Raw genomic sequence first — 22,830 nt, 5'->3', positions numbered from 1 at the left:
ATTCGCGCGAAGTCTCCCCTGCTACCACCTACCGGCGTGTGACTGATGGCCAGGGAGAGTGCAGCGGAGTCTCCATCCAACATCCGACTCGGCCTTCACGAAAACTGGCCCCAGTTCGCGCTGCTCGTTCTGATCAACGCCTTCGTCGGCGGCATGGTCGGGATTGAACGTACCGTCGTCCCGCTGATCGGCTCGGAAGAATTCCACATCACCTCGACGACGCTCGTCGTCTCCTTCGTCGTCAGCTTCGGCGTCGTGAAGGCGTTGGCCAACCTGGTCTCCGGTCAGATGGCGGACCTATGGGGGCGCAAGCGCGTCCTTGTCCTCGGCTGGCTCGTCGGCCTGCCGGTCCCGTTCATGATCATCTGGGCACCGAACTGGGGATGGATCATCGCGGCCAACGCACTGCTCGGCGTGAACCAGGGGCTCGCCTGGTCGATGACGGTCATCATGAAGGTCGATCTCGTCGGACCGAAGTCGCGCGGGCTCGCCGTCGGGGTGAACGAGTTCGCGGGCTATATCTCCGTCGGCCTGACCGCCTTCCTCACTGGTTACCTTGCTTCGGAGCATGGCTTGCGACCGACGCCGATCTATCTGGGCATTGGCTACGGGTTGCTGGGAGCCGCGCTTTCGATCCTGCTCGTGCGCGACACGCGCGATCACGTCCGGCTCGAAGCTTCCGCGCGCGCCGAGCAAACGCCGTCAATCGGCTTCCGCGAAGTCTTCGCCCTGGCGTCCTTCAAGGACCGCAATCTGTTCGCGGCCTCCCAGGCGGGGCTGGTCAACAATCTCAATGACGGCATGTGCTGGGGCATATTTCCACTGTATTTCGCCTCATTCGGCCTCGGGCTCGAACGCATAGGCATCCTTAAGGCTATCTATCCGACGACCTGGGGCATCCTGCAAATCGCGACGGGCCCCTTGAGCGATCGCTGGGGGCGCAAAGGCCTGATCGTCGCAGGCATGTGGGTTCAGGCCGCTGGACTGTTCCTGACTGCAGTGACGAGGCGATTCGAGTGTTGGCTTGTCGCCAGCCTACTGATCGGGATCGGCACGGCCATGGTCTATCCGAGCCTGATCGCCGCAGTTTCGGATGCCGCGCACCCGACCTGGCGGGCTCGCGCCCTTAGCGTCTATCGTTTCTGGCGCGACCTCGGCTACGCGATCGGGGCGCTTTCCGCGGGCCTGATCGCGGATCGGTTCGGCCTTGACTGGGCGATCGCATCGGTCGCCTTCCTCACCTTTGCCTCCGGCGTGGTTGTCGCGGTCACGATGCAGAAGACCTCACCTTCCGCCTGAACAATGTGGGGCCTTGCTGGTTCGTTACATCGCCCTCCCGTCCAGGCCGAAGACGTGACAGCGGCCGGGATCGAAATAGACCGAGAGATTGGAGCCGCGCTCCACCTTCTGCTGGCCCTCGAGCGCGATGGTCAGTTGCTGGCTGTCGGGGGTGATGCCGTAGAGCATCGTCTCGCCGCCGAGATTCTCGACGAGCTCGACATTGACGGCCGCAAGCGCGATGCCGCTGTCGCGGGCGGAAAGGTGCTCGGGGCGAATGCCGAAGGTGACCTCTTGGCCCTGCGCCGCGCCGTTGAGGCGGCGCGGCAGGCGGATCGTGCCGCCGCAGACCTCGATTGTCGTTTCGTTTTCCGTGACGCCGCCGATCCGCGCCTTCAGGAAGTTCATCTTCGGGCTGCCGATGAAGCCGGCGACGAAGCGGTTGACCGGGTTGTTGTAGAGATCGAGCGGCGCGCCGACCTGCTCGATGCGGCCGGAGTTCAGCACGACGATCTTGTCGGCCATGGTCATCGCCTCGACCTGGTCGTGGGTCACATAGATCATCGTGTTGCCGAGGTCGCGGTGAAGCCGCGAGATCTCGACGCGCATCTGGACGCGCAGCTCGGCGTCGAGGTTGGAGAGCGGTTCGTCGAACAGGAAGATGCGCGGCTCCCGGACGATCGCCCGGCCGATCGCGACGCGCTGGCGCTGGCCGCCGGAAAGCGCCTTCGGCTTGCGGTCGAGCAGCTTTTCGATCTGCAGGATCTCGGCGGCGCGGCGCACCTTCGGCTCGATCTCCGCCTTTCGGTAGCCCGCCGTTTCGAGGCCGAAGGCGAGGTTCTTGTAGACCGACATATGCGGGTAGAGCGCATAGGACTGGAACACCATGGCGATGCCGCGTCGGGCGGGCGCCACCTCGTTCATCCGGTCATTGTCGAGCATCAGCGTGCCGCCGGTAATCTCCTCGAGCCCGGCGATCATCCGAAGCAAGGTGGACTTGCCGCAGCCGGACGGACCGACGAAGACGGCGAACTCGCCGGGATCGATGGTGAGGTCGATGCCGTGGATCACGTCGAGCGCGCCATAGCGCTTCTCGACCTTCTGCAGAACGACGCTGGTTGCCATTTTGAATTCCTCCTGCGGCCTTGGCCGACTATCTCGTATTGGCGCGCCAATCGGCGTATTTCGGACTGTCCGGTCCGATCGGCAGCGATATCTCCCGCCCGCTATCCGCCGACTGATAGATCGCCGTCACCAGTTCCAGCGCCCGCCGGGCGTCCTTCGTCGTGACCGGCAACGGCGCTCCCCCGGCCAAATGCGCGTGGAAATGCGCCATCTGGGTGGTGAAGCGCGGCGACACCGGCTGCCAATCGCCGATGACCTCGTCGATCTGAGCCTGCACCGCCTCGTTGGCGGCGATGATCTTCCAGGGATCCTTGCCGGGCGTATAGGGTTCATGGCTGCTTTCGAAGGTGACGTTCTCGAAATGCAGCCTGAGCCGGCTGATCTGCTCCTGCGAGCCGAGCGTGCAGGAGAGCGACACGAAGGCGCCGTTCTTCATCAGCAGGCTTGCCGAGGCGCAATCCTCGACCTCGATGTCGTTGACGCGCGTCGCGACGCGGCCGAACACCTTTGCCACCGGACCAAGGAGATGCAGCAGCATGTCGTGGAGATGCAGCGCATGGGTGACCAGCACGCCGCCGAGTTCGGTCGCCCATTTGCCGCGCCAGGGGACGGAATAGTATTCGGGCTTCCGCAGCCAGAAGGTCTCGACCGAACCGACATAGGGCTTGCCGGCAATGCCTGCCTCGATGATGCGCTTCGCCTTCTCGATGCCGTCGCCATAGCGATACTGGAAGATCGGCATCAGCACGCCCCGGGCGCGCTTTTCCGCTTCGATGATCTTGTCGACGCCGGCGAGCGAGCCGGTCAGCGGCTTCTCGCAGATCACGTGCTTGCCGGCGGCAAGCGCCGCCACCACCTGTTCCAGGTGAATGCCCGGCGGGGTGCAGATGTCGATGATGTCGATCGTCTCGTCGGCGAGCACGTCCTCGAAGGCGGTCGTGCGGCCCTCGATGCCGAACTCGTCGCCGAATTCGTTGAGGCGCTCGACGTTGAGGTCGCAGATGGTCTTGACCCGGAATTTGTCCGGATGCGGCAGGTAGCCCTCGATCATGTGCAACCGTCCGATGCCGCAGCCAATGATGGCGACTGTCTTTACGCTCATGTCAGTTCTTTTCCCGGTTCTGTTCGGCGATCGCCTGGGCGGAAAGTGCAAGCTCCATGGCCTTGAAGCAGCGCTCCTGCGTCATGGCGGTTTCGGTCCTGTCGCGGATGTCGGCTACGAGCTGGTGGCCGAAGGGCAGCTCGATGCCGGAGCAGTCGATGTGCTCGACGCCGTTTCGATCGGCGAGGAAGAGGTGGTTGCCGCCTTCGCGGCCGGCGAGGTCGACGGTCTTGCGGACCTCGATCGTTCCGGTCGTGCCGACGATGAACAGCCTGCCGTCGCCCCAGGTCGACATGCCGTCGGGGGTCAGCCAGTTCACATGGATCATGCCGGTGGCCTTGCCGGTCGAGAGGTGGATATTGCCGGTATCCTGCAGCTCGGGCCTGTCGGGAACGCTGCGGTTGTCGACGCTCGCGGAAAGGATGCTCGCGTCGTTCGTGCCGGTGAAGAACAGGAATTGCTCGCACTGATGCGAGGCGATGTCGGTGAGGATGCCGCCGTATTCCGGCCGGCGGAAGAACCAGTCCGGACGGGTCTCGCGGCGCAGCCGGTGCGGTCCGAGGCCGACGAGATGCACGACATCGCCGATCGCGCCGGCGGCGACGAGCTCGCCGGCCTTGACCGTCGCCGGGCTTTCGAAATGCTCCGAATAGAGGATCGAGTAGATCCGTCCGGTCTCCGCCTGGACCCGCCGCACTTTGGCGAGCTGGTCGAGGCTTGTCATGCCCGGTTTGTCGGTGAGCACGTCCTTGCCGTGCTGCATGGCGCGGATCGCCAGTTCCGCCCGCTCGGCCGAGACCGCCGCCGTGGTGACGAGGCCGATGCTGTCATCCTCGAGGATCTCGTCGAGCGTCGCGAAGCGCGGCACATCCTTGTAGACACCGGCAAATTCTGCCGCCAACTCGTTGTCCGGCTCGTGGAAGCCAACGAGGTGGGCGCCAGCGCGAACCAGGCAATTCACCTGGCCGTAGATATGGTTGTGGTTGAGGCCGACGGCGGCGAAACGCAATTCGGTCATGTTGGTCTTTGAACTCCGTCGGTCAGCGTTTCATGCCGGTGGTGGCAATGCCTTCGATCAGCAGGCGCTGGAAGAACAGGAAGAAGAAGAACACCGGCACGAGCGACAGCGTCGACATGGCGAAGAGGCCGCCCCAGTCGGAGGTGCTGCTCGAGTCGACGAAGGTTCTCAGGCCCAGCTGGATCGTGTAGGTGTTCATGTCATTGAGGTAGATCAGCGGCCCGAAGAAATCGTCCCAGGTCCAGATGAAGGAGAAGATCGCGGCGGTCGCCAGCACGGGCAGCGACAGCGGCAGCATGATCTTCCAGTAGATGCGCCAGGGGCCGCAGCCGTCCATCATCGCCGCCTCGTCGAGCTCGCGCGGAATGCCGCGGAAGAACTGCACCATCAGGAAGATGAAGAAGGCGTCGCTTGCCAAAAACTTCGGCACGACCAGCGGCAGGATGGTGTTGACCCAGCCGAGATCGAGGAAGAGGACATATTGCGGGATCAGCGTCACGTGATAGGGGATCATCATCGTTCCGAGCATCATCGCGAACCAGAAATTGCGGCCCGCAAAGCGAAGCCGCGCGAAGGCATAGGCCGCGAGCGAACAGGCGATGACATTGCCGACGACCGTCAGAACGGCGATCACCACCGAATTCCAGGTGAACCGTCCGAAGCTGACGTCGAGCCCGAACCAGCCGCGCACATAGGAGGCAAAATCCACCGACGAGGGCCAGAGCGTCGTCGATGAGAAGATCTCGTCCTCCGGCCGGACCGATGCCGAGACCATCCAGAGCAGCGGATAGAGCATCGCGAAGGAGGCGGCGATCAGCGCGGCATGGATCAGAACGGAGCCGAGCGGGCTGCGGCGATTGACCGTCGACGGGGGCGGTGCGGTGATCGAGCTCATGGTCGCGTCAGTCATCGTAGTGCACCCAGTAGCGAGAGGTGAGGAACGAGAAGGCCGTGAACAGGCCGATGATCAGCACGAGGATCCAGGCGAGCGCCGAGGCATAGCCCATGCGGAAGTTCCCGAAGGCTTCCTGGTAGAGATAGAGCGTGTAGAACAGCGTCGAGTTGATCGGCCCGCCGGTGCCACCGGAGATGATGAAGGCGGGCGTGAAGGCCTTGAAGGCCTCGATCGTCTGCACCACCGCATTGAAGAAGATGACCGGGGTGAGCAGCGGCAAAGTGATCTTGTAGAACTGCCGGAACTTCGATGCCCCGTCGAGGCTTGCCGCCTCGTACATGTCGGTCGGGATCTGCCGCAGGCCGGCGAGGAAGATGATCATCGGCGAGCCGAACTGCCAGACGCTCAGGACGACAAGCGTCCAGATCGAATAGTCCGGATGCGAAATCCAGCTCGGGCCTTCGATGCCGAACTGTGCGAGCAGGCTGTTGATCAGCCCGTCGCCGGCAAAGAGCTGCCGCCAGAGCACGGCGATCGCCACGCTGCCGCCGAGCAGCGAAGGCAGGTAGAAGATGGCGCGATAGGCGGTGAGGCCCTTGACGCCGCGATCGAGAAGGATGGCGACGAACAGCGCGAAGGCCAGCTTGAACGGGACCGACAGCGCCACATAGAGAAAGGTTACCTTCAGCGAGGCGGCGAACTTCGGGTCGGCCGTGGCGATGCGGACGTAGTTGGCCGTCCCGACCCACTCCGGGGAGCGGATCAGGTCGAAGCTGGTGAAGGAGAGATAGAGCGAGGCAACGGCAGGCCCGAGCGTCAGCCCGAAGAAGCCGACGAGCCACGGCAACAGGAACATGTAGCCGGCGCCATGGTTGGTCCAGAGGGCGGCGAAGCGGCCCTGTGCGGCGGGGCGCGCCTTGGCGCCCCTGCCGACAGCTATGGCGGAATCCTGCACGGCAGCCATACCCCTTACCCTCGCGACAGGATCTGCGTGACCTCGTTCACCAGCGTCTCGCCGCCCTGCTTCACATCGAGCTGGCCGAAGCCCACCTGTTCGGCGACGGTGCGGAGCGCCAGCTCGGCCTCGCCGGCACCCGACGGCGGCGGCGGCGGCAGCGGACCGGCGAGCGGACCAAGACCGGAGACGTAGTCCAGTGCGGCGCGGCCGAGCTCGTCGAGCGTCGGTGCCAGGCCCTCGCGGACTGCCTTCGATTCCGGCACGCCGCGCTCGACGCCGAGGACTTCGGCGGCCTTGGGGTTGGTGACGAAGAAGTTGACATATTTGGCGCCGAGCTCCGGGTCCTTGGTCTGGGCCGAGACGGAGAAGAACATCGACGGCTTGCGGTAGTGGCCGCCCTTGGCGTCCTTGCCGACCAGCGGGTGGTTCCTGAGCGCCAGCTTGTCCTTGTTGATGCCCTGATAGGCGACCAGCTGGTTGGAGTGGGCGTAGGACGTTGCCGACTTTCCGAGTGACAACGGGCTCGTCTCGGGATTGAACTGGTCGAGCGCCTGGATATCCGGCGGCACGCAGGCCTTCGCCTCGCGCATCGCCGCCCACATGGCGAACCAATCGGCGGCGTCGTTCGCGTCATAGCCGATCTTGCCGTCGGCGGTGAACAGCGCCTTGCCGCGCTGGCGAAGCCAATTCTCGAGCAGCGGTTCGACGCCGCTGCCGTCCGATAGGCCGAAAAAGCCCTTGCGCTTGCCGGCCTTGGTGATCTCGGCGCCGATCTTTGCCATATCCTCCCAGGTGGTCGACGGGGTCGGCAGGTCGATGCCGGCTTCCTCGAAGGCGACCGTGTTGACCAGCATCGTTGCCGAATTGGCGCCGAGGCTGATGCCGTAGAGCTTGCCGTCGACGCTGCCGCCCTCGATCTGCACCTTGTCGAAATCCTCGACCTTCAGCACCGAGCCGAGATAATCGTTGAGGGGTGCCAGCGCACCGCGCCGTGCATATTCGACGATATAGCGGTAGTCCATCTGGATGATGTCCGGCGCGTTGCGGCCGGCGACCTGGGTCGCAAGGCGCGGCCAGTAATCGCTCCAGCCGAGGAATTCGCCGTTGATCGCGACCCCGGGGTTTTCCGCTTGAAAGAGCTGGTTGACCTTGTTGGTGCGGTCAGCGCGGGCCTGCGAGCCCCACCAGAGCATTCTGATCCGCGCTTCCTGGGAAAGCGCGCTCGACGCCAGCATGGAATATGAAAGAAGTGCCGCGCCTCCGGCGAGCACGTTGCGTCTGGTCATGCGCATTGTCATCTGTTCCTCCTCCCTCCGGAACGCCTCCACAGCGTCCCGTTCCCTGGTTTCGTAACGCCGTCCTCTTGCAACAAATAACTAATTGGTTACAAACTATGGACAAGCGATGAGCCTGTCAAGCAGTTGTGTGCGAAGGTGTCATTATCTTGTAAGATTTTTTTACAATGTTGCATCGATTGCCGCGACTGGCAAGAGGTGCCGGAGGTGCGGGAATGGATAGGGCTCATATGGACGTGAAGCGCAGGCGGGTGGCCAAGGGCGGGCAGGCGGAACGGGCCGGAAGCCGCGATCCGGAGCGCACGCGTGCCTCGATCCTTGCGGCCGCGACCGCCGAGTTCGCCGAAAACGGTATCGGCGGCGCGCGGGTCGACGCGATCGCCGAACGGGCCGGCACCAACAAGCGGATGCTGTATCACTATTTCGGCGACAAGGAGCAGCTCTACCTCGCCGTTCTGGAAGAGGCTTACATCGACATTCGAACGGCGGAAAAATCGTTGAATCTCAGCGATTTGTCGCCCGAGCAGGGAGTGGCGGAACTCGCCATGTTCACCTGGAAATACTTCCTCGAACACCCGGAATTCCTGAGCCTGCTCGGCACCGAAAACCTGCATCGGGCCCGTTGGCTGCGCCAGTCGACACGACTCAAGGAGTTGCATTCACATTTCATCGACAAGCTTGCCGACCTGCTCGATCGCGGCAAGGCGAAGGGCCTGTTCCGCGTCGATGCCGACCCCTTGAACGTCTATTTGACAATCGCGGCGCTCGGCTATTTCTACCTCTCCAACCAGCACACACTGACGACGATCTTCGGCCGGGAACTCGCCGACGAGGCCAATCTCGAGGCCTGGAAGCGCCATATCGTCCAGGTGACCTTGGCCTCCATTCGCCGCTGAATCTGCTGACATGTCGTTTTTAATGTTGACAAGTTGGATTTCTATCTGCCACAAAGTAACCGTTTAGTTACTGGCTGGGAGGGCTGATCCACTCCCGCGAGGCCTGTCAGGGAGGAAACCGCATGGCACGTTTGGGGATAATTCTGCACGGCGTCACCGGCCGGATGGGCTACAACCAGCACCTGGTGCGCTCGATACTGGCCATTCGCGATCAGGGCGGCATCGCGCTCAAGTCCGGCGAAAGGCTGGAGATCGACCCGATCATCGTCGGGCGCAACCGCGACAAGATGGAGCAACTGGCGAAGCGCCACAACATCACCCGCTGGTCGACCGACCTCGACGCGGCGCTATCGGATCCGAACGACCAGATCTTCTTCGATGCCGGCACGACGCTGATGCGTGCCGAGTTGATCGGCAGGGCGCTCGATGCCGGCAAGCACGTCTATTGCGAGAAGCCGATCTCCGATGATCTGAAAGTCGCCGTCAAGCTTGCGCGAAAGGCGCGCGCTTCCGGCCTGAAGCACGGCGTGGTGCAGGACAAGCTGTTCCTGCCCGGCCTGCGCAAGCTGGCGCTGCTCAAGGATTCCGGCTTCTTCGGCAAGATCCTCTCGGTGCGCGGCGAGTTCGGCTACTGGGTGTTCGAGGGCGACTGGGGCGTGCCGGCCCAGCGGCCGTCGTGGAACTACCGCAAGAACGATGGCGGCGGCATCATCCTCGATATGCTCTGCCACTGGCGCTATGTGCTCGACAACCTCTTCGGCGAGGTCAGGGCGGTCTCCTGCCTCGGTGCCACCCACATTCCGAGCCGTGTCGACGAAGCGGGCCGCACCTATGACTGCGATACGGACGATGCGGCCTATGCCACTTTCGAACTCGAGGGCGGCGTGATCGCGCAGATCAATTCCTCCTGGGCGGTCCGGGTGCGCCGCGACGATCTCGTCACCTTCCAGGTCGACGGGACGCACGGCTCGGCCGTCGCCGGGCTGACGAAATGCTGGACCCAGCACCGCGTCAACACGCCGAAGCCGGTCTGGAACCCCGACCAGCCGCAGACGATCGATTTCTACAAGACCTGGGACGAGGTGCCGGATACGCAGGTCTTCGACAACGGCTTCAAGGCGCAGTGGGAAATGTTCCTGCGCCATGTCGCCGAGGATGCGCCCTGGCCCTACGGGCTCGAGGCAGGCGCCAAGGGCGTGCAGCTCGCCGAGCTGGGCCTGAAATCCTGGGAAGAGCGCCGCTGGCTCGACGTTCCGGCCCTGGAGTTCTGAGCCATGGCAAGCATCGATCTTCCGCTCGAAGGCAGGCTCGTTTCGTATGCGTTGAAGGGCCGCCCGGTCCCATTCAGGAAGCGCGACGCGGCGGCCTTCCCGCGCGTCGCCTTCGCGGCGGCGCATGTCGTCGCCGATCCGCTCGCCGACAACGATCCGTGGCTCAATCCGGCAATCGATTGGGAGCGGACGCTCGCCTTCCGCCATCGCGTCTGGGACCTCGGCCTCGGGGTTGCCGAAGCGATGGACACGGCGCAGCGCGGCATGGGGCTTGGCTGGCCGGAGGCCCGTGAACTCATCCGCCGGGCGCTTGCCGAAGCGCGCGGCCGCCCGGGTGTTCTGATCGCCTGCGGCGCCGGCACCGACCATCTTGCTCCAGGCCCGGAGGTGACGATCGACGACATCCTCGAGGCCTATGAGAGCCAGATCGAGACGATCGAAGCCGAAGGCGGACGGATCATCCTGATGGCGAGCCGGGCGCTTGCCGCGGCCGCCGGAAGCCCTGACGACTATGTCCGCGTCTATGACCGGATTCTCTCCCAGGTGAAGCAGCCGGTGATCATCCATTGGCTCGGCGAGATGTTCGACCCGGCGCTCGAGGGCTATTGGGGCAATTCCGACCACATGGCGGCGATGAAGACCTGCCTCAAGGTCATCGAGGCGCATGCGGATAAGGTCGACGGCATCAAGATCTCGCTGCTTTCCAAGGAGAAGGAAATCGTCATGCGCCGGCAATTGCCGAACGGCGTGCGCATGTATACCGGCGACGACTTCAACTATGCCGAACTGATCGCCGGCGACGAACAGGGGCATTCGGACGCGCTGCTCGGGATTTTCGACGCGATCGCGCCGGTGGCCTCGGCGGCGCTGGAGGCGCTCGGCCACGGGCGGAATGGCGAATTCTTCGACCTGCTCGAGCCGACCGTGCCGCTGTCGCGGCATATCTTCAAGGCGCCAACGCGCTTCTACAAGACCGGCGTCGTCTTCCTCGCCTATCTCAACGGGTTGCAGGATCATTTCGCGATGATCGGCGGCCAGCAGAGCGCTCGCTCTCTGACTCATCTCTCCGAACTGTTCCGGCTGGCGGACAAGGCCGGCGCTCTCGCCGATCCGGAACTCGCCCTCTCGCGCATGAAGCGAGTGCTCGCCGTTCACGGCATCGACTGAGGCGGCCATGAGCGAAGCTCCCCGCATCAGGCTCGTCGAGGCGAAATTCTTCGAGCGGCCCGTCGATTTCCGTTTCCCCTTCCGCTTCGGTGCGGCGCGCGTCGAGCGCGCGCCGCAGGCCTTCGTCCGGGTGCGGATCGAGGATGAGCGCGGCCGTTCGGCCACCGGCTGGTCGGCCGAAATGATGATGCCGAAATGGTTCGACAAGGACCCGGCGCTTTCGCCGGATGACAACGTCGGTCAATTGCGCGCCTCTTTGCATCTCGCCACCGAAGGGCTCGGTGCCCTGGCGGCGAACACGCCCTTCGGCCTGCATGCCGCCGCCGAGGCGGATCATCATTGGGCGGCGGCAAGGCATGGCCTGCCCGGCCTTGTCGCCTCCTACGGACTGGCGCTCGTCGACCGCGCCGTCATCGATGCCGTTTGCCGCTTGAAGAGCGCAAGCGCGGCGGAGGCGGTCACCGGCAATCTGCTCGGGATCACCGATGCAACTGCGCCCGATCTCGCCGGCTTCGATCTCACCCGCTTCCTTTCAAAGCTGGCCGCTGAGCCTAAGCTTGCCATCCGCCACACGATCGGACTTGCGGATGCCTTGGTCGCGTCCGAGCTGGAGCCCGGGCAGCGTCTCGAAGACGGGCTGCCGCAGGCGCTGGACGAGGTGATCGCCGCCTATGGCCACCGCTCTTTCAAGATCAAGGTTTCCGGGCGTCCTGCCGAAGATGCCGGGCGTCTCGTCGCGATCGCCGCGGTGCTCGATCGCATTGGCGAAACCTATCGGGTGACGCTCGACGGCAACGAGCAGTTCGAAAGCGGTGCGGTCGTCGCCGACCTTCTCGACCGGATCGAGAAGGAGCCGCGCCTGCAAAGATTACGGGCCTCCGTGCTGTTCTTCGAGCAGCCGATCGCGCGCGCCGAGGCGCTGTCGAAATCGGTGACGGCGATCGCCGAGCGCCTGCCGCTCGAGATCGACGAATCCGACGGCGAGATCAATTCCTTCCTGTCGGCACGCGAGCTTGGCTATGCGGGCATCTCGTCGAAATCCTGCAAGGGGTTCTACCGGTCGCTGATCAACCGCGCCCGCATCGAAAAATGGAACGGTGAGGCCGGAAATGCCCGCTATTTCATGTCCGCCGAGGACCTGACGACGCAGGCCGGCATTGGCCTCCAGCAGGACCTCGTGCTGGCGGCGCTCATTGGCGCCGGGCATGTCGAGCGCAACGGCCACCACTATGTCGACGGCATGGCCGGGGCGCCGATGCCGGAGCAGGCCGCCTATCTCGCTGCCCATAGCGATCTCTACGACAATGCCGCCGGACGTGCGCGTCTCGCCATCCGGAACGGCGAAATCAGCTTTGCATCCGTCATGCGGGCGACTGGGCTCGGCTCCGCGGTCGAGCCGGACTGGGCGGCGATGGCGGTGGGTTCGTGAGAAGGGGGAGGAGAACACATGCAGGTCGAGGGTCTTTCCATCAATCTGGCGACGATCCGCGAACAGTGCGGCTTCGCCGAAGCCGTGGATCTCTGCCTGAAGCACGGGATCACGGCGATCGCGCCCTGGCGCGACCAGGTGGCGGCGATCGGTCTCGAAGAGGCAGCGCGGATCGTACGGGCGAACGGACTGACGCTCACCGGTTTGTGCCGCGGCGGCTTCTTTCCGGCGGCGGACGCGCCGGGCCGAGAGAAGGCCATCGACGACAACAGGCGCGCGATCGACGAGGCCGCCGCACTTGGCGCCGACTGCCTGGTGCTCGTCGTCGGCGGCTTGCCCGGCGCATCGCGCAACATTGATGCCGCGCGCCGGATGGTCGAGGAGGGGATCGCTGCTGTTCTGCCGCATGCGCGCGCCGCGGGCGTGCCGCTGGCGATCGAGCCGCTCCATCCGATGTACGCGGCCGACCGGGCCTGCGTGAACACGCTCGGTCAGGCGCTCGATATCTGCGATGCGCTGGGCGCGGGCGTCGGTGTCGCGATCGACGTCTACCATGTCTGGTGGGATCCAGATCTCGCCAAGCAGATCGCCCGGGCGGGCCGGATGAAGGCGATTCTCGCGCATCACATCTGCGACTGGCTGGTGCCGACGAAGGACATGCTGACCGATCGCGGCATGATGGGCGACGGCGTTATCGACCTCAAGGGCATCCGCGGCATGATCGAGGCGGCGGGCTTTTTCGGAGCCCAGGAGGTCGAGATCTTCTCGGCCGAGAACTGGTGGAAACGGCCGGCCGAGGAGGTGATCGCCACCTGCGTCAAGCGGTTTCGAAGCTGCTGCTGAGAGAGGCCGACGCGGAAATAATTGTTACAAGTCGGGGTCCGTTTCCCACCGTATCCGGTTGACTTTCGCATGAATCGGTCGCTAACATGTATTCTAAATTTACATGTTGTGCTTCTTGCCGCCGATCGCGCGGCGCCACTCCAGACAGGATTGCGTGAGAGATGATGGATGACAAACGTCGCTTTGCGCTGGTCGGCACCGGCAACCGCGGCACCACCATGTGGGGCAAGGACCTTCTCGCCGGTTGGCGCGGCTTCGTCGATCTCGTCGCCATAACCGATACCAACGCGTTGCGTGCCGAGCGCGCCCGCACGATGATCGCCAGCAATGCGCCGATCTATGGCGACGTCGATACGATGCTGACCGAGACGCGGCCCGACCTGGTGATCGTCTGCACCCCAGACGACACCCATGACGATATCGTCGTCAAGGCGCTCGAATCCGGCGCCGACGTCATCACCGAGAAGCCAATGGCGACGACGGTCGAGAAGATCCGCCGCATTCTCGATGCGGAGAAACGCACCGGGCGGCGGGTGGACGTGTCCTTCAACTACCGCTTCGCGCCGACGGCGGCGCGCATCAAGGAACTCATCAACGCCGGAGAGATCGGCCGCGTCACCTCGGTCGACTTCCACTGGTATCTCGACACCCGCCACGGGGCCGACTACTTCCGCCGCTGGCACGCCTATACGGACCGCTCCGGCAGCCTCTTCGTCCACAAGGCGACGCATCATTTCGATCTTCTGAACTGGTATCTCGACAGCGAGCCGGACACGGTCAGCGCCTTTGCCGAGCTGCAGATGTACGGCCGCAAGGGACCGTTCCGCGGCCCACGCTGCAAGCTCTGTCCGCACAAGGGAAGCTGCGACTTCTATCTGGATATCGGCGCCGATCCCTTCCTCGACGCGCTTTACGAGCAGCCGTCGGAGATCGACGGCTATTTTCGCGACGGCTGCGTCTTCCGCGAGGATATCGACATTCCGGACACGATGGTCGCCAACATTCGCTACCGCAACGATGTCCATGTTTCCTATTCGCTGAACACCTTCCAGCCGATCGAGGGCCACCACATCGCCTTCAACGGAACGAAGGGCCGGATCGAGCTTCGCCAATACGAGGACCAGCCCTGGGAGACGCCGCCGGAGGACGTCATTTTGCTCGTTCGCAACTTTCCGAAGGGGCAGCCGGCAGTCGAGCGCATCAAGGTTCCGCATTCTTCCGGCGGGCATTACGGCGGCGACGATCGGATGCGCAACATGATCTTCAAGCCCGGCATCACCGACCCGCTCGGACAGCGGGCCGGTGCACGGGCAGGCGCCCTGTCGGTTCTCTGCGGTATCGCCGCGCTCAAAAGCGCGCAGAGCGGCAAGGTGGTGCGGCTTGCGGACCTGATGCCGGATCTTTTCGAGGAACCGTCAATGCCGCGGCTTGCGGCGCACTCCTCCGCCTCCGGCGGTCGCCGATAATGTACGGCCCGCGCCTTGCCGCTTCGTTTAGGCATTACAAAAGCGTAACTTCGGTCTGAGATCGGAGTACGCTATCAATCGGCTCGCACCATGATCCGTTGAACGGAGCGCTCCGATGCCGATGAGACGACGAACCATTATTCTGGGCGGCGGCGCGCTGCTGGCTGGGGCGGGTGCCCTCTTCGTGACCCGCACCGGCAACAGCAGCGGCGGCGCGCCCATATCACGCCGCAGTTTCGCCTGGAAGGCATCCGACTTCCGCTCGGGCGGCACGGCGGGGATTCCTACCGACCTGCCGGAGCCGATCTTTCGCGCCGAGCCGCAATGCATCGCCACGCTCGCCCAGACGCTCGGTCCCTGCCACACGAGCGACGTGCCGATCCGCAGCGACGTGACCGACGGCGTGGCGGGGCTGCCGACCCGCATCGGGCTGCGCATTGTCGAGGCCGAGACCTGCAAGCCGATCGAGGGGGCGGATGTCGAGATCTGGCATGCGGACGCGCGTGGCGTCTATTCCGGCGAGGCGGCGGCGATGTGCAATGCGGACGATGCCGCGGCCAGGGGCAGCAGCTTCCTGCGCGGCCGGCAGATCAGCGATGCCAATGGCGTCGTCAGCTTCCTCACCGTCTATCCCGGCTGGTACCCGGGCCGGGCCGTCCATATCCATTTGCGCATTCTTCTCGGCGAGCGCGAACTGCTGGTCGGCCAGCTTCTCTTCGACGATGCGTTGAGCGATCTCGTCTACCAGGGGCACCCGGACTATTCCGCTCGGCCCATGCGCGCCACCATGAACGGCGGCGATACGGTGTTTTCCGCGAGCGATGCGGCGCATTTCATCTTCGATTTCGAAAAGCTCGACATTGGCGCGCTGCAGGCGAGCTACACGGTCGGGGTTGCGGCGTAGGCGCCCCGGCGACGAAAGGTCCCGCCCCTTTGCGAGCGAATGGCCATGGCAAGCGCGGCGAGATCGGGCAATGGAAAGGCTTTACAGCGCCGTGCGTCCTTTAGGACGCACAAAGGTCGCTGTAAGACTTGAATCTACGCATCGAGCTTTCCGAAAATCGGGTCCGATTTTCGGGCCGATGCGCTAGATCCTTGCTTTATGCATGTCCTTGTCCCAAAACCGCTCCACACTTTTGGGCGACATGCATCAGAGAAGGACCGGACGCATGAACAACCCCGTCGATATCGTCATCTATCACAATCCGGCCTGCGGCACGTCTCGCAACACGCTGGCGATGATCCGCAACGCCGGCATCGAGCCGCAGGTCATCGAGTATGTAAAGTCGCCGCCGAGCCGCGCCGAACTCGAGGAACTGATCGCGCGCATGGCCATTTCGCCGCGCGAACTGCTGCGGGAGAAGGGGACGCCATTCGCCGAGCTCGGCCTTTCGGACCCGAGCCTGACCGACGATCAGTTGCTCGACGCGATGCTTGCGCATCCGATCCTGATCAACCGACCGATCGTTGCCTCGCCGCTCGGCGTGAGGTTGTGCCGCCCGTCGGAAACGGTTCTGGATATCCTGCCCGAGGGGCAGAAGGGCGCGTTCACGAAAGAGGACGGCGAAGTCGTCGTCGATGCGAGCGGCCGCCGCGTCTAGAACGGGATGAGGAAATTTCGGGTCGATTCGCCCCAAAATCATCGTGATCTCGCGAAAAAGCGCATGACAATCGTTGGCCGACGCGCCTCTTGCGGCCGTGGCCGCCGGTTTTCCGCCGGATCGCTCGAGTTGTAAGTATTTTCTGTACGGCGACTTAAAGCCTCGCGGATAGCTTGCTCCCCATCAGGTCGAAAGGGGAGTTCGGGCCGTGAAAGCGCAAGGGAAGATTTCGCCAGGATCATTCGGCAGCCGCGGGAAGGTGGCGCGTTGCGCGCTTGCCGTGCTCCTGGCCGCGACGCTCGCGGGCTGCTCGGCCACCGCCGACCGGAGCGTCAAGACCGCGTCGCCGACCAAACAGGTCGGCTATGCGGTGCCGGGCAAGAAGCCCGCCAGGAACAAGCAGATCGCCGTCACCCAGCGGGCGGTCAAGCTGGTTCGGACCAGCTATCTCGGCCGCGCCCCCTATATCTGCACGCCGAGCGGGTTTGGACGAACGTCCAGTTGCTTCCTGCGATAGGGGCGGAGTTGCGCGCCAGAGCCGGGGCTCATCTGCGGAGCCGGATTGTGCATCGGCCTGGGGAATGCGCAACTCCTAACTGCATGTCTATCTTGGCCGATTTACATGCAGTATTTCAAAGGCGTTACAGCGATCCGTGTGCGTCTGAACGACGCGCGGCGCCGTATGACGAGCATCACTCGCCGATCTTGCTCTGGATCCTGACGAGCCGATCGCTCACATAATTGCCGCGCCGCAGCTTGGCGAATTCGTCGTCCGCCCGCGCCCGCCGATGCTTGAACACATACCACTCGCCATCCGGCTCGCGCTTCTGGTAGATGACCTTGCCGCGCTTCACATGGCTGAAGCAGGTGGTCGCCGGGGCCGAGCCGTCCTTGGCGTGCCAGTCGGCCCTGAAGCAGAGCTTTCCCGGCTCAGCGATGAACCACCGGCCGACGCCATAGGAGGGCTTGCCGTTTTCCTTCGACCAGGCGGTGAAGCGGCGCTCCCGAACGGAAAAATAGCCGGCGCCTTCCTTCCAGATCCAGGACTTCTGACCGTAGAGCGCGTGGATTTCGCCGGCGCTCAGCGGGGCGGCCTTCGCGGTGCCCGGACGTGCGGCTGCGGTCGATGCAACGGCCGCGATGCCGCCGGCGAGGGCGACCGTGACAAGCAAGAGGCGGAATGGCGACATTTTATGCTTTCCTTCTAAAATAAATTTTCAATCAATGGGTCGGTTTCTGCACGACGCGCCAGTCGGGCCGGCCGTAGCCGTCGGGCCAGTCATAGATTTCGCGATCGTTGAAGTAGACGACGGCAGTGAGTGCCGGGAACTCGGCGTGCCGTTTCGCCACGCTTTCGGCCCAGCTGCGCACATAGGCGGCATCGCCCTCATAGCCGAGTTCGGCGACCATGATCGGCTTGCCGTAGGTCTTGACGCGCTCGTAGCCCGGTGTCAGCCGCTCGACAAAGGTCTGGTCGCGGCCGGCCTTGTCCCGATCGTATCGCTGATAGCCGAAGACCGACAGGCCGATGACATCGACGACGTCGTCACCGGGATAGAAGGCCTCCAGCCCTTCGTTGCCTTTCGGCGACCACATGAACTTCGCGGTTTTCAGATGCTTGCGGCAGACCTTCACCATCCGGCGAAAGGCGGCGGCGAAATCCTTGCCCTGCCAGTGCGCCCAGGAGAACTGGTTGTCCGTCTCGTCCATTTCCTGGCCCCAGCGGATCAGGACCGGGCTTTTGAGCGTCGCTGCGGTCGAGCAGACCGCGGCCATGTTCTGGTCGCGCTCGCCGCCGAGGATGCTTTTAAGCAGCCCTTGCGACGACAGGCGCCATTCGGGCGACCAGGACCATGGCTCGATCGTGATCATCAGCGAGCGTCCGCGGGCATGGGCATATTCGTCAGCGATGTTCAGCGTGGTGAGATCGACGTCTTCCCAGGGCAGGAAAAGGTGCTCGATCCTGGAGGCCGACGGTGTCGCGAAGTCGCCATGCGGATCATAGGCTCCGAAGTCGATCGAGTCCTCGGTCAGGATCGGCCGCTTCTGTACTGGCGGGACCGAACCTCCTCCGAGGCTGCCCGGCATGCTCGCCGCCAGGACGGCGCCTGAGATCATGAGGCTGGCAACCGCGGCGGCAACTGTTTTCGATGTCCTGTTCATCCTGTCTCTCCAGGTGCGACCGTGTGGATCGCCGGGCCACGCCTTTGCGATTTGGTTCGGCTTGCCCCGATTTCGAGCGGGGTTCGATTGCGGAACGCGTCTCTTCATCGCCTTGCCTCCGCCTGCTGCTCGTTAATCGGAAGAATGACCCAGCGCGGCCGGAAAACGGTCTTGCGCGATGTCATGCCACCGGCGCCCGCCACCGAGTAGCGTTCCTCGAAGAGGCGCAAATGGTCCGACCCAAAGGAGAGCGCCTCGAGGCTGTCCCTGCCGTGTTCGGCGGTTGCGATCCCAGGCAGAGCGATGAGCGTCAGAAGGCCGGCCGCCATCGCCGGGCGATAGAAGCGCGGTGCCGCGACAATCCTGTTTTCCCGTCCGTGGCGCGCCACGATGACGATCGAGAGCAGGCAATAGATCGCGGCGTTGACGATCGCGAAGAGGTAGAAGCCCTTGGCCTCGCCGACATCGTTGATGCACAGGGCGGGAAGGACGGCCGCAAGTGCGAGGCCGGCATAGGGGGCGAGGACGCGCAAGGGCAGCGGGTCCACGTCCGACGTGCCCTTGGGCGTGACGCGGAAGTCCACGAAGGATCCGGTGAGCCAGTCGCGGATGGCGGCAAGCGTCCCGGCCAGCGCCCAGGGCCAGCGGGCAAAGAGGAACAGCATGCACTCCCAGCTGAGGATCCTCGCGTCGCAGGGCCGGAACGTTCCGGTCGCCCGCCAGCGATAGGCCATCAGCAACAGGACGATCGAAAGCGGTGCGAAATGCGCCAGGAAATCGGGATAGGTAACCGCGACGAGGCTTTCGCCACGGGCGAGCGCCAGGATCGGCATCGCGAACATCAGCGCCATGAAGAACGCAAATAGCGGGTACCAGAGCTGCGAGAACAGGAACTGGAAGCGGAGACGGAGCGGCAGCCGGCCGACGAGGCGCGGGGTGTACTCAAGCAGCAGCATGACGAGGCTGCGCGACCACTGGAATTCCTGGGTGACCAGGTCGGCGAATGTGCGCGGCCCGTCGCCATGGGCGATCGCCTCGAGCGCATGCACGCCGCGCCAGCCAGCCGCATTCATCATCAGCGTCGTCGAATGGTCTTCCGCAAGCTCGGGGCCGAGGCCGCCGATCTGCCTGAGGGCGGTCGTGCGGACGGCGTAGTGCGAGCCGATGCAGAGCGGCGCTAGGCCGCCATTGTAGCCGGCCTGCAGCGCGCCGTGCATGCTCGCCTCCGCATGGAGCCGCCCGCGGGCCGACCAGCTCTCCGCGGCGTTCCTGTCGCATAGGCTCGGCGCCGAGACGTAGCCCACCTTCGGGTCGGCGAAGGGGCGCAGCATCTGGAAGAGATAGCCGGGTTCCGGGACGTGGTCGGCGTCGAGCTGGGCGACGAAATCATAGCGGTCGTAGCCGTAGTGATCATAGAAGAAAGCGAGATTGCCTTCCTTGCAACGGGTGCGGCGCGGCCAGGTGGTGCGATGATAGTCGGCGCGGCCCTTGCGGCTCGAAACGAAGACACCATGTCTCTCGCACCAGCCGAGGGTTTCCGGGGAGGGGTCCTCGTCGGCGAGCCAGGTGTCGTGCGGCACCTCCTGGGCGAGCATCGCCGTGAGCGTCTCGGCCACGACCGCAAAGGGCTCGGATGGCGCCTTGGTGACGACCATCGCGATGCGGCTTTCGGTCGGAAGCCGCAACGGACCATTCGGCTTGCGGGCGCGATAGAACACGGCGATGAAATAGCCGGGCAGCAGGGTGATCCAGGCGAGGACCGCCGTCACCGTGAGGCTGCCGAACAGATCCGCGTGGTGGCGGGGCTCCAGCCACCAGGCCCAGAAATAGACGAGCGCGGCGAGCCAGGCGGTGGCCCCGACAAGATATTCGATCCGGCGGTAACCGGTCAGCACCGGCACGAGCAGCGGTTCATCGGCGGCGCTGGCGAGGCTTTTGCCGTTCCTGGTCGGGCATGAGGTCACGGGCGCGCCTCCAGTCCGAAGAAGGGGGCAGCCGTGCGCACGATGGTCTTGAGGTCGGAGTATCGGGGCGAGAACCCCAGCACCTCGCGGGCAAGTTTCGCGTCGGCATAGAGGGCCGGTGGGTCGCCGGCGCGACGGGGGCGGATCGCCACCGGGACATCCCGGCCGGTGACCTCGCCGATCGCACTCAGGACCTCCCGGACCGAAAAGCCGCGGCCGGACCCGAGGTTGAGCGCAAGGTTCCGGCCACCGCCGGCAAGATGCCGATAGGCGAGCACATGCGCCTGCGCGAGGTCTGCGACGTGAATGTAGTCGCGCACGCAGGTCCCGTCGGCGGTGTCGTAATCGTCGCCGAAGACCTCGAGCTTGCCGATCTGGCCGGCCGCCGCCATGAGCGCGCGCGGAATGAGATGCGTCTCCGGCTCGTGCCATTCGCCGAGGTCGCCTTCCGGGTCGGCTCCGCAGGCGTTGAAATAGCGCAGCGCCACGTAGGAGAGCCCGAAGGCGCCGGCGTAGTCGGCGAGCATATGTTCGGCGATCAGCTTCGTTCGGCCATAGGGATTGATCGGTTGCTGCGGCGTCGCCTCGTCGATCGGCAGGATGGCTGGCACGCCATAGGTGGCGCAGCTCGACGAGAAGATCACTCTTCCAAGCCCCGTGCGCCGGCAGGCGTCGAGCAGCGACAAGGTCCCGCAGACATTGTTGTGGTAATATTTCGCCGGGTCGGCGACGGATTCGCCGACATAGGCCGATGCGGCAAAGTGGATCACGGCCTCCGGCGCATGGCGCTCGATGATCTCGATCAGGTGGGTCGAATCAAGGATGTCTCCCTCGATGAACGGCCCCCAGCGCACCGACGAGCGGTTGCCGGTCGTCAGATTGTCATAGGTGATGGGCTCGAAACCCTGTAAGCGCAGTAGCTTCGCGGTATGGCTGCCGATATAGCCGGCGCCGCCGGTGACCAGGATGCGTGGCGTGTCCATCAGGCGACCTCCATAAGTTCGCTGTCGGGCCGAGTTAGCAGCGCGTCGAAATGGCCGATCGTCTGCGCAAGGCCAGCCGAAAGATCGACGCTGGGGCGCCAACCGAGCTCCCGTTCGGCAAGTGAGATATCGGGGCGGCGCTGACGCGGGTCGTCGACCGGCAGGGGTCTGTGAACGATCTGCGATCGCGAGCCGGTGAGCTCGATTACCTGTTCGGCGAGTTCGCCGATCGTGAATTCCGCGGGATTGCCGAGATTGATCGGTCCGGTTACCGATGCCGGCGAGGCCATCACGCGGATGAAGCCGTCGATCAGATCATCGACGAAACAGAAGGAGCGGGTCTGCGAACCGTCGCCATAGATCGTGATGTCTTCGCCCTTGAGCGCCTGGACGATGAAGTTCGAGACGACCCGGCCGTCGTCCGGGCGCATCCGCGGACCATAGGTGTTGAAGATGCGCACCACCTTGATCTCGACATGGCGGGCCCTGTTGAAATCGAAGAACAGGGTTTCCGCGCAGCGCTTGCCTTCGTCGTAGCAGGCACGCGGGCCGAACGGATTGACGTTGCCCCTGTAGGTCTCCACCTGCGGGTGGACCTGCGGATCGCCGTAGATCTCCGACGTCGAGGCCTGGAAGATGCGGGCACCGTGGCGTGCCGCGAGCTCGAGCATGTTGAGGGCGCCGAGCACGCAGGTCTTCGTCGTATGGACGGGATCGGCCTGGTAGTGCGGCGGTGATGCCGGGCAGGCAAGGTTGTAGATTTCGTCGACGTCGAGATCGATCGGCTCCACGACGTCGTGGGCGATGAGGCTGAAGCCGTCGAAGCGCGCCAGATGCTCGACATTCTGGTGCAACCCGGTCGAGAAATTATCGGCGCAGATGACCTGGTGTCCTGCCTCGAGAAGCACCTCGCAAAGATGTGACCCCAGGAAACCTGCGCCGCCAGTTACCAGAATCCGTTTCTGAACTTCCGGTCTCTGCAATGCCTTATCTTCATCAAATAACTTGTCTAAATCTCCGCTGAGTACTTTTCTCAAGTTTGGCATCAATGTCCCCAAATAAACTTGAAATCATCAAAATAAATAGTATCTCAGGCGGCATTATAATTAGGTTAATAAAATTATATACACTCGAGATATGGTCAATGCCGTTACGAAATACTTGGCGTTGACTATGGATATATAATTACAATCGTCCGGCCGGGATGTCATTATCGTGCGATCCCGATAATTATCGCGCCGTGCATTTCTACTAAAAATGGAGTAGAACTAGGCTCTGCTAAGTGCTGGGTGGACTCTGCACGACGCCATACACCGATGCGGCTGTGTCAGTAGCCACGCTCAGAACGTGTAATCGCCTGAATTCGAGGGCGGGAG

The 22,830-nt window shown here is 63.9% G+C and carries 21 protein-coding genes; 10 read left to right on the top strand and 11 right to left on the bottom strand.

Annotation, left to right across the window (positions count from 1 at the left end):
• Positions 1–45: 45 nt before the first annotated feature.
• The gene (locus RHIBR816_RS0120135; protein WP_018238397.1) at positions 46–1,299 is read left to right on the top strand and encodes an MFS transporter; all 1,254 of its coding nucleotides are present in this window, start codon (positions 46–48) and stop codon (positions 1,297–1,299) included.
• Between the two features lie 24 nt (positions 1,300–1,323).
• Here RHIBR816_RS0120135 and RHIBR816_RS0120130 read toward each other — a convergent pair whose 3' ends face one another.
• The 6 genes from RHIBR816_RS0120130 to RHIBR816_RS0120105 are packed head-to-tail and all read right to left on the bottom strand — an operon-like array spanning position 1,324 to position 7,674.
• Positions 1,324–2,403, bottom strand: a complete 1,080-nt coding sequence (locus RHIBR816_RS0120130; protein ID WP_018238396.1) for an ABC transporter ATP-binding protein — start codon at positions 2,401–2,403, stop codon at positions 1,324–1,326.
• Between the two features lie 28 nt (positions 2,404–2,431).
• Positions 2,432–3,505: a Gfo/Idh/MocA family protein gene (locus RHIBR816_RS0120125; protein ID WP_018238395.1), complete on the bottom strand. Its 1,074-nt coding sequence runs from the start codon at positions 3,503–3,505 to the stop codon at positions 2,432–2,434.
• 1 nt (position 3,506) lies between these two features.
• Complete coding sequence (locus RHIBR816_RS0120120) at positions 3,507–4,523, bottom strand: Gfo/Idh/MocA family protein (RefSeq protein WP_018238394.1); 1,017 nt, start codon at positions 4,521–4,523, stop codon at positions 3,507–3,509.
• 22 nt (positions 4,524–4,545) lie between these two features.
• Positions 4,546–5,433 (bottom strand): carbohydrate ABC transporter permease, encoded by an 888-nt coding sequence (locus RHIBR816_RS0120115; protein WP_026187230.1) that lies wholly within the window; start codon positions 5,431–5,433, stop codon positions 4,546–4,548.
• Entirely contained in the window at positions 5,426–6,382 is a 957-nt protein-coding gene (locus tag RHIBR816_RS0120110; RefSeq protein WP_018238392.1) for a carbohydrate ABC transporter permease, read from the bottom strand. The genes RHIBR816_RS0120115 and RHIBR816_RS0120110 overlap by 8 nt, the downstream gene beginning before the upstream one ends.
• Positions 6,383–6,387: 5 nt before the next feature.
• Complete coding sequence (locus tag RHIBR816_RS0120105; RefSeq protein ID WP_018238391.1) at positions 6,388–7,674, bottom strand: ABC transporter substrate-binding protein; 1,287 nt, start codon at positions 7,672–7,674, stop codon at positions 6,388–6,390.
• Between the two features lie 227 nt (positions 7,675–7,901).
• On the opposite strand from RHIBR816_RS0120105, the gene RHIBR816_RS0120100 reads away from it, so the two are divergent.
• The 9 genes from RHIBR816_RS0120100 (at position 7,902) to RHIBR816_RS0120060 (ending at position 16,861) form a co-directional block, all read left to right on the top strand.
• Positions 7,902–8,567 carry a TetR/AcrR family transcriptional regulator gene (locus RHIBR816_RS0120100; RefSeq protein ID WP_018238390.1) on the top strand — a complete coding sequence of 222 codons (666 nt, stop codon included), beginning with the start codon at positions 7,902–7,904 and terminating at the stop codon, positions 8,565–8,567.
• Between the two features lie 122 nt (positions 8,568–8,689).
• The gene (locus RHIBR816_RS0120095) at positions 8,690–9,838 is read left to right on the top strand and encodes a Gfo/Idh/MocA family protein (protein ID WP_018238389.1); all 1,149 of its coding nucleotides are present in this window, start codon (positions 8,690–8,692) and stop codon (positions 9,836–9,838) included.
• A gap of 3 nt (positions 9,839–9,841) precedes the next feature.
• Positions 9,842–11,005 (top strand): dihydrodipicolinate synthase family protein, encoded by a 1,164-nt coding sequence (locus tag RHIBR816_RS0120090; RefSeq protein WP_018238388.1) that lies wholly within the window; start codon positions 9,842–9,844, stop codon positions 11,003–11,005.
• Positions 11,006–11,012: 7 nt separating this feature from the next.
• Positions 11,013–12,434, top strand: a complete 1,422-nt coding sequence (locus RHIBR816_RS0120085; protein WP_018238387.1) for an enolase C-terminal domain-like protein — start codon at positions 11,013–11,015, stop codon at positions 12,432–12,434.
• An 18-nt stretch (positions 12,435–12,452) separates the two neighbouring features.
• Positions 12,453–13,277, top strand: a complete 825-nt coding sequence (locus RHIBR816_RS0120080; RefSeq protein WP_018238386.1) for a sugar phosphate isomerase/epimerase — start codon at positions 12,453–12,455, stop codon at positions 13,275–13,277.
• A gap of 161 nt (positions 13,278–13,438) precedes the next feature.
• Positions 13,439–14,743, top strand: a complete 1,305-nt coding sequence (locus tag RHIBR816_RS0120075; protein WP_026187228.1) for a Gfo/Idh/MocA family protein — start codon at positions 13,439–13,441, stop codon at positions 14,741–14,743.
• 115 nt (positions 14,744–14,858) lie between these two features.
• On the top strand, positions 14,859–15,647 hold the full coding sequence (locus RHIBR816_RS0120070; RefSeq protein WP_018238384.1) for an intradiol ring-cleavage dioxygenase: 789 nt from the start codon (positions 14,859–14,861) through the stop codon (positions 15,645–15,647).
• A 265-nt stretch (positions 15,648–15,912) separates the two neighbouring features.
• Positions 15,913–16,344 (top strand): arsenate reductase (glutaredoxin), encoded by a 432-nt coding sequence (gene arsC / locus RHIBR816_RS0120065; protein WP_018238383.1) that lies wholly within the window; start codon positions 15,913–15,915, stop codon positions 16,342–16,344.
• A gap of 208 nt (positions 16,345–16,552) precedes the next feature.
• Positions 16,553–16,861 (top strand): hypothetical protein, encoded by a 309-nt coding sequence (locus RHIBR816_RS0120060; RefSeq protein WP_018238382.1) that lies wholly within the window; start codon positions 16,553–16,555, stop codon positions 16,859–16,861.
• 175 nt (positions 16,862–17,036) lie between these two features.
• On the opposite strand, the gene RHIBR816_RS0120055 is transcribed toward RHIBR816_RS0120060, so the two are convergent.
• The 5 genes from RHIBR816_RS0120055 to RHIBR816_RS0120035 form a co-directional block, all read right to left on the bottom strand.
• On the bottom strand, positions 17,037–17,534 hold the full coding sequence (locus RHIBR816_RS0120055; protein WP_018238381.1) for a DUF995 domain-containing protein: 498 nt from the start codon (positions 17,532–17,534) through the stop codon (positions 17,037–17,039).
• Positions 17,535–17,565: 31 nt separating this feature from the next.
• Complete coding sequence (locus RHIBR816_RS0120050; protein ID WP_018238380.1) at positions 17,566–18,507, bottom strand: glycoside hydrolase family 26 protein; 942 nt, start codon at positions 18,505–18,507, stop codon at positions 17,566–17,568.
• Between the two features lie 104 nt (positions 18,508–18,611).
• Positions 18,612–20,471 carry a glycosyltransferase family 2 protein gene (locus tag RHIBR816_RS0120045; RefSeq protein WP_018238379.1) on the bottom strand — a complete coding sequence of 620 codons (1,860 nt, stop codon included), beginning with the start codon at positions 20,469–20,471 and terminating at the stop codon, positions 18,612–18,614.
• Positions 20,468–21,454 carry a UDP-glucose 4-epimerase GalE gene (gene galE, locus RHIBR816_RS0120040; protein ID WP_018238378.1) on the bottom strand — a complete coding sequence of 329 codons (987 nt, stop codon included), beginning with the start codon at positions 21,452–21,454 and terminating at the stop codon, positions 20,468–20,470. The genes RHIBR816_RS0120045 and galE overlap by 4 nt, the downstream gene beginning before the upstream one ends.
• Complete coding sequence (locus RHIBR816_RS0120035; protein WP_026187226.1) at positions 21,454–22,500, bottom strand: UDP-glucuronic acid decarboxylase family protein; 1,047 nt, start codon at positions 22,498–22,500, stop codon at positions 21,454–21,456. Before RHIBR816_RS0120035 ends, galE begins: the two co-directional genes overlap by 1 nt.
• Positions 22,501–22,830: the final 330 nt, after the last annotated feature.

It is taken from the genome of Ensifer sp. BR816 (genome assembly GCF_000378985.1).
GTDB lineage: Bacteria > Pseudomonadota > Alphaproteobacteria > Rhizobiales > Rhizobiaceae > Sinorhizobium.
The sequence above is the reverse complement of the archived record's forward strand: the minus strand, read 5'-3'. Positions and strand labels throughout refer to the sequence as shown.